The sequence below is a fragment of the Bacillus sp. XT-4 genome (assembly GCF_050864245.1).
In the GTDB taxonomy this organism is placed as follows: Bacteria; Bacillota; Bacilli; order Bacillales; family Bacillaceae; genus Bacillus; species Bacillus altitudinis.
In genome coordinates this window covers 62566-75301 of the sequence record NZ_JBPAFI010000009.1, presented here as the reverse complement: position 1 = coordinate 75301, position 12736 = coordinate 62566, and the positions used below count along the sequence as shown (strand labels likewise).

At 39.6% G+C, this 12736-nt stretch carries 12 protein-coding genes; 4 read left to right on the top strand and 8 right to left on the bottom strand.

Going from position 1 to position 12736, the window contains the following annotated elements; translation table 11 throughout:
* The first annotated feature begins 63 nt into the window (after positions 1–63).
* Both ACRRMM_RS17730 and ACRRMM_RS17725 read left to right on the top strand, forming a co-directional pair.
* Positions 64–504 (top strand): LytTR family DNA-binding domain-containing protein, encoded by a 441-nt coding sequence (locus ACRRMM_RS17730; protein WP_428828795.1) that lies wholly within the window; start codon positions 64–66, stop codon positions 502–504.
* Positions 501–917 (top strand): hypothetical protein, encoded by a 417-nt coding sequence (locus tag ACRRMM_RS17725; protein WP_007496425.1) that lies wholly within the window; start codon positions 501–503, stop codon positions 915–917. Before ACRRMM_RS17730 ends, ACRRMM_RS17725 begins: the two co-directional genes overlap by 4 nt.
* A gap of 60 nt (positions 918–977) precedes the next feature.
* Here the strand turns inward: ACRRMM_RS17725 and ACRRMM_RS17720 are convergent, their stop codons facing one another.
* The 6 genes from ACRRMM_RS17720 to ACRRMM_RS17695 form a co-directional block, all read right to left on the bottom strand.
* Complete coding sequence (locus ACRRMM_RS17720; RefSeq protein WP_017358441.1) at positions 978–1628, bottom strand: response regulator; 651 nt, start codon at positions 1626–1628, stop codon at positions 978–980.
* A 5-nt stretch (positions 1629–1633) separates the two neighbouring features.
* Positions 1634–2818 carry a sensor histidine kinase gene (locus tag ACRRMM_RS17715; protein ID WP_048002426.1) on the bottom strand — a complete coding sequence of 395 codons (1185 nt, stop codon included), beginning with the start codon at positions 2816–2818 and terminating at the stop codon, positions 1634–1636.
* 102 nt (positions 2819–2920) lie between these two features.
* Positions 2921–5098: an MMPL family transporter gene (locus ACRRMM_RS17710; RefSeq protein WP_428828794.1), complete on the bottom strand. Its 2178-nt coding sequence runs from the start codon at positions 5096–5098 to the stop codon at positions 2921–2923.
* Positions 5099–5247: 149 nt separating this feature from the next.
* Positions 5248–6279 (bottom strand): acyltransferase family protein, encoded by a 1032-nt coding sequence (locus ACRRMM_RS17705; RefSeq protein WP_341041444.1) that lies wholly within the window; start codon positions 6277–6279, stop codon positions 5248–5250.
* A gap of 140 nt (positions 6280–6419) precedes the next feature.
* On the bottom strand, positions 6420–7616 hold the full coding sequence (locus tag ACRRMM_RS17700; RefSeq protein WP_428828793.1) for an MFS transporter: 1197 nt from the start codon (positions 7614–7616) through the stop codon (positions 6420–6422).
* A 31-nt stretch (positions 7617–7647) separates the two neighbouring features.
* Entirely contained in the window at positions 7648–8253 is a 606-nt protein-coding gene (locus tag ACRRMM_RS17695) for a TetR/AcrR family transcriptional regulator (protein ID WP_017358446.1), read from the bottom strand.
* 323 nt (positions 8254–8576) lie between these two features.
* Here ACRRMM_RS17695 and ACRRMM_RS17690 point away from each other — a divergent pair, with 323 nt between their 5' ends.
* Entirely contained in the window at positions 8577–9029 is a 453-nt protein-coding gene (locus ACRRMM_RS17690; RefSeq protein WP_007496431.1) for a MarR family winged helix-turn-helix transcriptional regulator, read from the top strand.
* Between the two features lie 56 nt (positions 9030–9085).
* Positions 9086–9979 (top strand): alpha/beta fold hydrolase, encoded by an 894-nt coding sequence (locus ACRRMM_RS17685; protein ID WP_428828792.1) that lies wholly within the window; start codon positions 9086–9088, stop codon positions 9977–9979.
* A 34-nt stretch (positions 9980–10013) separates the two neighbouring features.
* Here the strand turns inward: ACRRMM_RS17685 and ACRRMM_RS17680 are convergent, their stop codons facing one another.
* On the bottom strand, positions 10014–11162 hold the full coding sequence (locus ACRRMM_RS17680; protein ID WP_428828791.1) for a type II asparaginase: 1149 nt from the start codon (positions 11160–11162) through the stop codon (positions 10014–10016).
* A gap of 718 nt (positions 11163–11880) precedes the next feature.
* Entirely contained in the window at positions 11881–12642 is a 762-nt protein-coding gene (locus ACRRMM_RS17675) for an SDR family NAD(P)-dependent oxidoreductase (protein WP_048001238.1), read from the bottom strand.
* Positions 12643–12736 lie beyond the last annotated feature (94 nt).

Genomic DNA, 12736 nt, shown 5'->3' with positions numbered 1-12736 from the left:
AGCAACATTCCATCGCATTCGCTTTCATCTATTGCTATGCTCATTGTGAGAGGAGGTTTATGAATGAAATTTCGTTTTTTCTGGAATCAAGAAAAGGATTTGACGGAAGTAGACGTCATCAGCCATCCACATAATCAAGAACGTTTACAAAAGATGGCATCAATGCTGGAGACTAGTACATCTCTAACGGTCAAAGATCCAAAAAATGATCGGCAGTCTCTTTTACCATTAGAACAAATTGAAGCGATCTCTGCGCTTGGACATATGTCAAAGGTGATCACGACTCAGGGTACGACGTATTTTCTCAGTAAACGGCTGAAGGATCTGAAGTCGTTAGAGCGTGAACATTTCTATCGTATCAACAATGCAGTCATTCTCAATTTAGCGCAAGTCGACAGCTTTGTCGCTGGTACGTACGCTCGCTTAGAGGTCAAAACCATCTCGAAAAACAGCTACACCGTCAGTCGTCATTACGCCAAATATATAAAGGAGCGATTCAAATGATCAAGGAACTAAAACATCAATTTATGCAAACAGCTTTTGTCTCTATCGTATGGCTGACACTCATCCTGTCCATCACTCAATGGTCATCCTCTATCTCTTTTCATTACGTGTGGCACATCATTGCCATCGGGACTTTGGCAGGCATCGTCTTTGGGGTCATGTATCCTTTACTATGGAACTACTTTACCTTCCCAGCACCCATCAACATTCTCATCTCCACTGTCGTCAATTTAGGGTTTCAAGTAGGAGCGGTCGCTTTATATTCGACTACACTGCTCGAATGGATCATGCCTTATTTTATCGGTATAGCCTTTCTCACATTAGTAGGCCATATCATCGCCTTTCTATTTTACAAAAAGCAACAAAATCAAAAACTGGCGCAGGCACTGAATCACCTGAAGCCGCAGCCTTAAAAAAAAGAGACCTTATTTGAAAGGTCTCTTGTCTATTATTCTGCTGCTAACTCATTCTCTCTAAAAATGAATCACCCCTAATTCCACTGCTGCTTTAATTGCCTCCGCTCTTGAAGTGACCTCCAGCTTTTGATAAATATTTGTTAAATGAGCTTTGACAGTTCTCTCGGAAATCCCCATATCAAATGCAATTTCCTTACTTCGATATCCTCTAGCCACTGCTTGCAAGACAAGCATCTCTTTTTCAGTCAGCATGTTTATTTCTTTTTTCAAATGGGTCGGAGTCACTTGATGCTCTGTTGATTCAAATACTTTAGCAGCGACGTTTGCTTGAAGAAGAATATCCCCTCTGATAGCTGCTTCAATTGTATAAAATAAATTTTCTCTGCTGGCATCCTTTAAAAGATAGCCCTTTGCTCCAAGTTGCAGCCCTTCAATCATTAATTTCTCTTCGTTATAGGTAGTGAGAATCAGGACCGGTACTTTTAATTGAAGAGACTGCATCTCTTTTAACATCTCAAGCCCACTCATGTTAGGCATGTTGAGGTCAAGTAATACAAGGTCTGGAGCCTTCTCTTTCAAGATATCTAAACCCTTTGCTCCATCCTCTGCTTCACCAACAACATCAAATCGTTGATCTGTCTCAAGAATTAATTTTAATCCTTCTCTAACAACAAAATGATCATCGACAATCACAATTTGATAAGACATTGTTTTTACTCCTTTTTCAAAGGTATGGTTACCGTCACTTGTGTACCTTCATTTTTTTCACTTTTCAAGTGTAGCTGTGCATCAAGCAGTCGGGCACGTTCTGACATACCAATTAGACCGTAATGCCCGGAAGTGGATTCTTGTTTTTTCTCATCAAAACCCACTCCATTGTCTGTGATTTGCAAGGAGATGTGATCATCTTTTTGCTTCATCATCAATTCGACCTTACTTGCTTTGGCATGCTTGGCAATATTCGTCAAACATTCACTGACAATGTATACAGTATGTTCGATGAGGAAAGGGGACACTTGATAAGAGACAGCCACTTTTGTATGAACTGGAATATTCGTCGCCGTCATAAACCGATTCACTTCATCTTTCACAGAATCAGCTAAGTCATATTGATCCTGGCTGTATGTTCGAAGGTCGTCAATGACCAATCTCGCCTCACCTAACGTCGTCCGCGCATGGCTCATTGAACCTTTAATAATGCTTTGAGCGCGCTCAACATTCTGATTCTCTAAATGGGCATGGACCGCTTCTAATTGCATAATAATACCTGCCAGCCCTTGTGCAAGGGTATCATGTAAATCTCTCGCCATTCTTTGACGCTCATTTGCAAGTGTCAGCTCTTCCACTTGTTGATGTGCCAATTCAAGTTCCTTTAAAAATGTTTGTGTACGAATTCTAGCTTTGACTTGTCTAAAAAATAAAATGGAGTATGCGATGACTACAATCAGAATCAAAAACAAAATTGGAATGTATACGGTCAAATCATCTGTATCATTGACCAAAATAAGGGCAAGAAAAAAAAGAACATAAAAACTAAGACCTGTCAAAATCACCTTCAATGTATGATAATATACCCCAATACTTTGCGCTATTAGTACCGGTAACAGACCAATTAAGATCACAGGGGAAGCCGCCTGCATGACTGAAACACAAAGTAGAATCACTATTCCTTGAATCAGAAAATATACCCATGGATTCTGCTGAAACCAGTAAAATGACCACCAATGCAGAATCAGATGTATAGCAATAAGTGCAGAAAAAAACAGGCCAGAAAGTGCTAATGGGGTGGTTATAAACTGAAATATCATTGCTGCAATATAAACAAGAATGACCCATAATAAGGTTGGAATTCGCGAATAGATCATTTCATTAAAAGGGTCTACCCGTCGTTTCGCCATAAATATCACCATCCGAGCCTCATATTCATTCAAAAAATACCGCCCACCCTTTATCGAGGTAATGGCGGTATCATCAATCATACCATGTAAGACTATCAGTGACTAAATCACCTTCTCTTCTTTCTCATCCTTCTGAGAAATAGACTCACCTTCAATGTCTATACGTGGAAGCCAGCTTTCAAACCATTTGGGTAAGTACCAAGCAGCTCGTCCGATTAGCATCATACATGCTGGGATAAAAGTCATTCTTATGACAAATGCATCAAACAGAACGCCGAATGCCAACGTTAACCCCATTGTTTTGATAATCAAGTCATCTGCAAAGATAAAACTAGCAAAGACGAGGATCATGATTAAGCCTGCGGCAGTCACTACTCTTCCACTATGCTTCAAACCTGATACAACGGACTTTTTCGCATCACCTGATAGAAGGAAATCTTCTCTCATTCGACTGACTAAAAAGACCTCATAATCCATTGCAAGACCAAATAATATTCCTGTCACTAGTACAGGCATAAAGTTTAACAATGGGCCATTTGCTGGTATTCCAAACAATGGCGCAAGGTGTCCATCCTGTAAAACAAAGACTGAAAAACCTAGTGTAGCGGTCAATGTCATAAGGAATCCTAAAACCGCTTTTAATGGAACAAGGAATGACCTAAACACAAGAATCATCAAAATCAAAGCAAATCCAATAATGACTCCTGCAAATTTCGGTAACGCTTCACTGAGTCTATCTGAAATATCTATATTAACTGCCGTAGAACCAGTAACAAGTAATTTCGTATCATACTTTGCAGCAGTCTGACTGGATTCGTTTCGTATATCTTTGACTAATTGCTTTGTCGCCTTATCTTCCGGACCGCTTTTCGGTAAGATGGTCAGCATGGCGTACTTACCCGATGGATTAGGAACAGGCGGTGCCATTTGTTTGATGCCATCCATCTTCTCTAATACTTTTGTTGTTTTCTCAATAGATTTCATTGCGTTATTTGCATGGGAGGCATCAATGATAACAACCAGTGGCCCATTAAACCCTTTACCAAATCCTTCTGCTAACAGGTCATAGCCCTTACGTTCAGTTGTTTCCTTCCCCTTCATGCCGTTATCAGGAAGACCCAACTCCATATGAAGTGCTGGCCAACTGAGTAGACCAGTCAATACAATGACACCTAGGATGATCTTACCTGGATACTTCTTGATAAACCTTCCCCAAGCTGTAGCTTCTTCTTTTTGTTGAAATTGTAATTTAGAGAACCATTTATTCTTTCTTGAAGGGCTTACTTTATCACCAAGAATCCCTAGTATGGCAGGAACAATTGTGAGAGACACAAGCATAACTGATAGTACCATGAATGCAGCTACAAGACCCATAACGCCTAAAAATGGTATACCGACTAATACAAGTCCGCATAGTGCAATTACGACGGTAACACCTGCAAACAATACAGCGCTGCCTGCTGTAGCAACAGCTCTAGCAGCTGCTTCTTTCAATTCGTAACCCTCTGCTAATAACTGTCGATAACGAGAAATAATAAATAATGCATAATCAATTCCTACTGCAAGTCCAATCATCACAGCTAATGTAAGACTAAATGCAGACATCTCAACAAAATTTGAGGTAATTAATATGACCATCACGCCGATTATTAACCCAATGACAGCCGTCAAGATCGGTAGTCCTGCAATCAATAGTGAAGCGAAGGTAAAAGCTAAAATAAAGAAGGCCATGACAATACCTATGACTTCCGAAATCCCGCCTACCTCAATTTCTGAGAATGTGACGGAGCCGCCTAATTCTGTTTGGATGCCAGCTTTTCTTGAAATCTTAATACTATCTAATACTTTCTCTTTTGAGGATGTTTTTACCTCATCCGCCTTTACCCGGTATGTAATATCCGCATACCCTATTTTCTTATCCTTACTAATAGCAAATGTCTGATATAAATCCGTCACTTGCTTGACTGCTTTATCCTTTTTGACTTCTTTGATCGTTTCGTTCAATTTGTTTCTTACTTTTTTTGTTTCTAATGTTTCACCCTTAGGTGCTTTAAAGATCAGACGAATCGTCCCGCCATCATCACCTGCTGGGAACTTTTTCTCCAAGAGATCCATTGCCTTTTCTGACTTTGTTCCCGGAATCGACATATCGCCATTAAATGAAATACCTGTCCCTATTGTTGCCGCCACAACAGCTACTAAAACAAGTAACCAACCGATAATCATCCGTTTCGGCTTAGAAAATGCACTTTTTCCTAAATGATATAAAAATTTTGCCATTCACTTACTCCTTTTTCTTCAACTTCGTGAACTTGATCTCTTTATTCTAAGCAATGAGATGGTCGATTGAAATTGTACTTTCGGGCAAGAAGCATTGTACTTTTAGGCAACAAAAAAAGGGCATCTTCTTAAGATCCCCTTTAAAACGTTTATGAAGCGACTGTTTTTCGCCTCGTTCTGTTGATTTTACCGACAAACATATAGCCATATTTATAATGATTTGCTATCCGTGACAATAGGATAGGTCCTGCAATTGCAAGTGCTGATATGATGATTGTCCCTACAAAGAATGGATAATCTTTTAATTGTCCCCATAGTAACACAGAGATACCTAGAAAATACCCGTGAAGCAAATAGATGGTGAATGAATATTGACTAATGACAGCTACGAAAGGTGGAACGCTTTTCACTTTAGAAAACAAGAGAAAACATAAGAAGACAATACTGACTGTATAAAGAACAACGTCTGGTCTCTTAGAAGAAGACTCGAAAAAACCTACATATGAATTGCTTAGAAGGGTCGCTGCTGAAATCAAAACAAGTCCATACACGGCATACTTAAAACGATGAAGTCTTGTGATAAACTGCTGATAATTCGCTCCACAATAATAGGCTAAACAAAAATAGAACAACCACCCTGGAAATGGAATCCATTCTAAGCCGAACATAGGATTAGGTAATTGAGGTTGTGGGATTTTGACGAGGTTCATGACACTTAAATAACCAACTGTGATGATAAAAGAGATCGGCAATACCCATTTGGCTGAGGTACGCTTAGCCATTTTGTGAAAAAACATGTGCAAAAAGTAAAATTGAAAAATAATCAGAACAAAATAACCAATATAATTTCCCAATAAGACATTTGCTGAAGCTCTTTTAAAAAATTCAGCTGCCCCTCCATTTAACGATGCCGAATGCAAAAAACCATCGACAATCCCAATAAAAGCAAATGGGAAAAAGATGGCTTTCACCCTCTTCCACATAAATCCTTTAGGGGTACCATTCGGATAAGCATGAGCCAATAAAAACTCAGAAATGAAAATAAAACTCGGGGTACTGAACATGAGTAATGCTACAAGAATAGATGATGAATGGGGGCTAGATAAAATGGCTATTGCATGAATGAGCACAACACTCAAACACGAGATACACCGAATATAAAAAATCTCTTTAATTTGCATTGAACATCCTCCTCCTGCATTTTGGTAAAACATGTATTAGATTAACATGTATAACACCTTATCAACAGGGACCTTGTGATTATTTTTCAATCATCTATCCAAAAGGAACAAAAAAAAGAGCCCTAGTTAGAGCCCTTTATCTAATCAGATTCAACCGTCGCCTTCCCCTTCCAAATAAGGGTTAAGCCCAATCCAAGAAATAAGACAACACCTGCAAACAGGAATGGGAAATGAATATTTTGATCGAATAAAATGCCGCCAAGTGCCGGACCAAAAATCGTACCAAGGCTTGTGTAGGTAGAGTTCATCCCTGCGACAAATCCTTGCTGATTGCCAGCGATTTTTGATAAGAAGGTCGTGAGTGCAGGGCGCAATAAATCGAACGCAAGGAAAATCACACACGTCACGATCAGCACAACCATAAAGCCTGACACGACTGTAGAAACAAAAGCGAGAACTGCTCCAACAATCAAGCATAGTTGAATAACTCGTTTCTCCCCAAGCGCATTCACCATTTTACCAAACACGAGGACTTGGATGATGACGGCTACAATTGAACTGACGGTAATGATAATCGCAATATCCTTCGGACCAAATCCAAACTTGTGATTTGTAAACAAGCTAAAGACCGTTTCATATGCAGATAGTCCAAACGCCAGCACAAAGACAATGATGAAGGCGATGAGATAGCTTGGATGAATCGATTTTTTCAAGTCTTTAAAGAAGGTCGAATCCTTCACTTGATCCATTTGTTTCTCTCGCTCTTCTTTTGTTAATGGTTCCTTCAGCATAAACATAGATGAAATCACAGCAATAAATGCAATCCCTGCTGCAAAGAAAAACGGCAGGCGAACGCCATATTCTGCAATAAATCCGCCAATTCCTGGGCCGATGATAAATCCGGTACTAATAGCAGCGGATACATACCCCATTGCCTTTGATCTTTCTTGAACAGTCGTGATATCGGCGACATAGGCAGTGACAGCCGGCATGATAAATGCTGCACTAATACCGCCAAGAACCCTTGCAAAGTACAGAACATATACGTGTGTTCCTAAGCCAAAAACGAGTTCTGATAACGCAAATAGAAAAAGGCCTGACACAATCATGATCTTTCTTCCGTATCGGTCTACCCATCTTCCCGCAATAGGTGATGCGATAAGCTGTGCAACGGCAAACGCCGCCACAAGATATCCCATCGTACTGCCCGTTAAATGCATGACATTCATAAAGAGCGGCATGACAGGTATAATCAGACCGATACCTAAAAACGCAATAAATATATTACTTAATAAAATAACAAGTACGGCTTTTTGCTCACGAATCGGTTTTTGCATGATGTTTGTTTCCCCTTTACTGACTCACTTGTTACTCATGATGGTTGATTCCGTGAATAAACAATGAGATCGCCTCTTTTTGTAATTCCTTTTTCTGCTGCATCGTGTCATTTTTATATAACACGTCTAATCCATAGAATACAGAAAGTAATATTTTCACTTTTGATTCAACATGCTGAATCGACCAGCTGCCATCTTCGTTTCCTTCAAGCAGGATGTCTCTCATCACATCATCAAAGTCTACATCAATCTTGTTCAGCCGCTCCATGACTTCATCTGATGTAAATGCACTGGCACAAAATTCTTCACTTGCTCTCATTAAAGGATAGTTAATCCCCATTTGACTAAGCAGCTCTGCAAACCCTGCAAGCTTATCAATGGCCCGGTGCAGCGTTTGTTTCTCTTCATGCCACGTCTCCATCATGAATCGATGATCCTCTTCCATAATATGAAGGAACAAAAACTCTTTTCCTTTAAAATGATGATAAAGGTTGCCTTTACTTATCTCAGCCGCCTCTAGAATATCTCGCACGGATGTTTCGGAATATCCTTTTTTCGCAAATAAATCACGTGAAGCGGTGACAATTTTCTGCTTCGTCTTTTCACTTTTTCCAGCCCCGCTCTGTGCACTTGTCATCTATGAACAATCCCTTCTACCTTGCTTTTCTTCACACGGACAAATAAAACCGACCAGTTGGTTTATTTTTTTATTATAAATGGAGATTGCCCATAATACAATGAAAAAGTCATCGACTTCTTAAGGAGTGAATCTAAGTGAAAACAAACAAAACGATCATTTTTGCCATCACCAAACAGGAAGTATTCTTTGTCCATTGTTGATGAAAAAAGTGGAGGTAGAGGTCATTTTCTCAGTAGTCTATCCTCCTTTTATTTAATTTTTCTTAACATTTAACTTCACTTAAATATTAAGATCGCATATAATATAGGAGAAAAGAGGTGATGTCATTGGATGAGGATATCATTCATTACAGCAAAAAAATCATTGAGTACTCAAATGCACTAGGTTCTATCTATGTAGAAGAGTATCAACGATTCTTAAAAAATGAGTATGCAGATTTAACAAGCAAACAAGAACTGACCCTTGAATTGCTGCGGTCGAAGACGAGAACAATCAATGAACTGGCTGATTATTTCTCCATTTCATCTAGTGCCGCTAGCCAGCTCATATCAAAGCTTGAACAGCTTGGATATGTGAAAAGAGAGATTAATCCACATAACCGTAGAGAAATCATTGTTGATTTTGCTCAAAAGGGCCATGACTATCATAAAGATATTGAAAAAATTCAGCTGCATCTTATTCAAAAATACTATGCCCAGCTTTCAAAAGAAGATCTAAAAACATTATTATCGCTTTACGAAAAAATCTATCAAATTGCGAAAGAAACGCCTTAACCCGGCGTTTCATGCATGAATATGTAAGTTAGATAAACGATGAAAGGGATGATCAAATGGACAGGATTCATTTGCAAGATGGACGTCATATTGGTTTGTCTCAATACGGTGATCTTGAAGGATTCCCAGTATTCTTTTTTCATGGGACACCTGGATCGAGAGTGATGTTTTTAGATGATGATCCAATCTCAAAAGAGCTTGGCATTCGTCTCATTTCTTTAGACAGACCTGGTTTTGGTTTATCTGATCCGCAACCGAACCGCACTATTTTAGACTGGGCAAAAGACGTACAGGAAGTGGCCGATCATCTTGACATCTCCCATTTTTCAGTGATTGGTGTCTCTGGAGGCGGGGCATTCGCTGCTGGTTGTGCCTATCAATTGCCAGACCGCATTCTTTCAGCTGCTCTCGTCTCAAGTACCACCCCATTTCAGGATGGTAAACCGCCTAAAAGTATGCTAAAGGAGAACAAGATTGCCTTTTTCCTCAGTAAAAGAATGCCTTGGCTCTTAAAGGCAAGCTATCGCGCTCAGAAAAAACTCATTGAAAAGAAACCAGAGAAATTCAAGAAACTAACGAAAAAAGGGAACAAACATTTACATCCATCGGATCGGCAATTTCTTCAAACCGATGAGCAACTGGAGCTGATGATGCGGCATTTATACGAAGCTACTCGTCAATCGGTTGATGAATGTATTCATGAACCAGATTTACTCTCACGGTCATGGGCATTCGATATGAAAGTTATACAAATCCCTGTGGATGTCTGGCATGGAAAAGAGGATCAGATGGCCCCTTTTGCAGAGATAGAAAGCATTGCTCCCAACATTCCAAACGCCAAAACGCACTATATCGAGCAAGCAGGACATTTTCTGACTGATATAGATGATGTTTGGAGAGACATTTTACTCTCTTTAAAAAAACGGGCTGAAGATCAGGTACACATATAAAAAAGACCCAATGATACGTCGGGTCTTTTTCTTTTTAATACTGCTCGTAATAGGATTGAATTTTATCTGGATCTTTTGTTTTCGTCAGAGCCAGCATGAGTAGAATGCGTGCTTTTTGTGGATTTAATGAATCCGATGAGACAAAATGATGTTCATCATCCATTTTTTCATGTGTGACAATGCCATTTCCTGCACGGCTTGACCTCACAATCACCACGTCTTTTTTCACAGCATCTGTTGCCCCATTGATCGCTTCTGTTGACATCGTTCCATTTCCTGCGGCGGCAACGACAATACCCTTCGCTCCTTCTTTAACCGCAGCATCATACACATACTTTTGATCATTTTGATAGCCGTATAAGATATCCACTTGCGGCAGCTCTTTTAGCTTGGAAATATCGAATTCACTGTCAGCTGTATGTTTTCTTGTCGGTTCGTTATAAAAAGAGACAACTTCACCCGCCACTTCTCCAATGTACCCTTGCTCAAGAGACTTGAACGAATCGGTTGTGGTGGTATTTGTCTTCGTAATAAAACGAGCAGAGGCAATTCGGTCATTTAATGTCACCATTACACCTTTGCCTTTGGCTTCTTTTGTCGAAGCAATTTTCACTGCATGATACAGGTTAAGCGGGCCATCCGCACTAATGGCAGATGCTGGCCTCATGGAACCCACGACCACCACTGGCTTATCACTTTTTACAACCAAATGTAAAAAATAGGCCGTTTCTTCTAACGTATCTGTACCATGTGTCACCACAATGCCATCCACTTGATCATCATTTAAAAGCTGATTGACTCGTTTCGCTAATTTTAAAAGCAGAGTGTTATCCACATTTTCACTGCCGACGTTGGCTACTTGCTCACCCGTGACATTTGCAATATCCTTCAGCTGTGGTACAGAAGCAATGACTTTATCGATTCCAAGTGCACCAGATTTATATCCAGTCGTATCTGTATTACTGTCTGAACTACCGGCAATCGTTCCGCCTGTTGCCAGCACCTTAATATTGGATAAAGACTTGTTCCCTGTCTCAACAGCCGTGTTTTTTTCTTTTGTTTCACTGGTAGTGCTTTCTTGATTACTTTGATTATTCTCTTGAGTGCTATCGTTCGCACAAGCTGCGGTCACCAATAGTGAAACAGTAAGAAGGGCAGCACCAAACCATTTTGTTACGTTCATAAGATCATCTCTTTTCTTAAATGTGATGAATAATTATCTGTCTATAGGGTTTACTTTATACCATTCCTTCATTCATCAGCATGAGGTGAAAGTCACAGAACCAAATAAAGGAAAAAGGGCACTATTATCAAAATTTATTTATATCTTAATACCTAAATTGACTTCAGAAATTGTTCTCGACCCATTTATGATAAAATATAGGAAATCTTACAAAAAAGGAGTACATACAGTGCGTTCCGTTCAACCATTTTACAAAATCCTACTCACACTATTCTTCAGTTCCATTTTACTCAGCTTGTTCGTATGTTTATATCCACCGATTCAGGGCGAGCCTGCGTTTATGATGTTTTACACTCCCATCTTTTTTGTTTATTATTTCATCTTTGCGGTACCTTTACAGTTGTTGTTTTCTTTACAGCCCAAGGCTTTTCATCCTCTTTATTTAGCGGCTTACTTACTGATAGCAATGATTGTCATGCTTTTTGTTATGGATGGAATTGAGAGCTCAACATCCCTCCCGATCATAATTGTCAGCAGTCTCATCTACTGGACCTGCGATTCTTTCATTCATCAAAGAATGCATAAAAAAAACACCTAATGTGTAGGTGTTTTTATCTATTCTAGTATGTGTTGACAGTGCTCCACATTATCCAAGACATCTTTCAGCTCGGTGACCTGCTGATCACTAAGAGAATCTATCCTCAGTGATTGGAACTTTTTATTTCATGCTTGTGCCAGCGTGTGAAAAAATGGGGTCCTTCAATTCAAAATCAAATGTCTTCCCATCAACGATACCAACTGTTTTTGAACTGTCGTAAAGTTCAAGCAAGCACGCTGCCATTTCTTTTGATGTGTGATATTTCTTGATAGTGCCTTCATATTCGAATTGATCGACATCTAATGAACGCTTTGCAAATTCCGACTCTGTCGCAGCAGGCGCTAATACTTTTGCCTGTAATTTGGCTCCTTTTTCTTTCAATTCTAGGGCCAGCCCTTCTGTAAAGGCGCTCACATAAAATTTCGTTGCTGAATAAGTGACAGCATTTCCGACGACGGTATAACCCGCTCTTGAAGAGATATTGATTAGCTGCGTCCCCTCTTTTTGCTCATAATCACGGACATACAGAGTGGATAAAATTGTTAACGCTTCAATATTGAGATGAAGCATGTCCCCGATTTTTTTCACATCCTGCTCTCCTATTGAACCAAAATGGCCAAACCCAGCATTATTAATGAACGTATCCAGCTCATCACCAGCTAATGACTCATAGAAAGAATACACTTGCTCTCTGTCTGTTAAATCAACAGACTGGACTTTCACTTGAATATCGGGATATGTTTCTAGAATCTTTTCTTTCAGTTCTTGGAGTTTATCAAGCCGGCGTGCAGCTAAGATCAGATTTTTTCCTCTTGCTGCAAAGACCAAAGCCGTTTCATATCCAATACCTGAACTTGCCCCTGTAATGACTGTATAGCCCATTGTATATCCCCCTATTCGTATCTTCTAGCTGTTTAAAGTATAGCGAGAGCATGTGACTCTAGTCAATTTTGAAGAGATTCAAAGAGACATGAAC

Coding starts and splice junctions, on each gene's coding strand:
- ACRRMM_RS17715 (WP_048002426.1), bottom strand. CDS start 2,818: ATGGCGAAACGACGGGTAGACCCTTTTAATGAAATGATCTATTCGCGA.
- ACRRMM_RS17690 (WP_007496431.1), top strand. CDS start 8,577: ATGTCATTGGATGAGGATATCATTCATTACAGCAAAAAAATCATTGAG.
- ACRRMM_RS17730 (WP_428828795.1), top strand. CDS start 64: ATGAAATTTCGTTTTTTCTGGAATCAAGAAAAGGATTTGACGGAAGTA.
- ACRRMM_RS17710 (WP_428828794.1), bottom strand. CDS start 5,098: ATGGCAAAATTTTTATATCATTTAGGAAAAAGTGCATTTTCTAAGCCG.
- ACRRMM_RS17695 (WP_017358446.1), bottom strand. CDS start 8,253: ATGACAAGTGCACAGAGCGGGGCTGGAAAAAGTGAAAAGACGAAGCAG.
- ACRRMM_RS17725 (WP_007496425.1), top strand. CDS start 501: ATGATCAAGGAACTAAAACATCAATTTATGCAAACAGCTTTTGTCTCT.
- ACRRMM_RS17720 (WP_017358441.1), bottom strand. CDS start 1,628: ATGTCTTATCAAATTGTGATTGTCGATGATCATTTTGTTGTTAGAGAA.
- ACRRMM_RS17675 (WP_048001238.1), bottom strand. CDS start 12,642: ATGGGCTATACAGTCATTACAGGGGCAAGTTCAGGTATTGGATATGAA.
- ACRRMM_RS17680 (WP_428828791.1), bottom strand. CDS start 11,162: ATGAACGTAACAAAATGGTTTGGTGCTGCCCTTCTTACTGTTTCACTA.
- ACRRMM_RS17685 (WP_428828792.1), top strand. CDS start 9,086: ATGGACAGGATTCATTTGCAAGATGGACGTCATATTGGTTTGTCTCAA.
- ACRRMM_RS17700 (WP_428828793.1), bottom strand. CDS start 7,616: ATGCAAAAACCGATTCGTGAGCAAAAAGCCGTACTTGTTATTTTATTA.
- ACRRMM_RS17705 (WP_341041444.1), bottom strand. CDS start 6,279: ATGCAAATTAAAGAGATTTTTTATATTCGGTGTATCTCGTGTTTGAGT.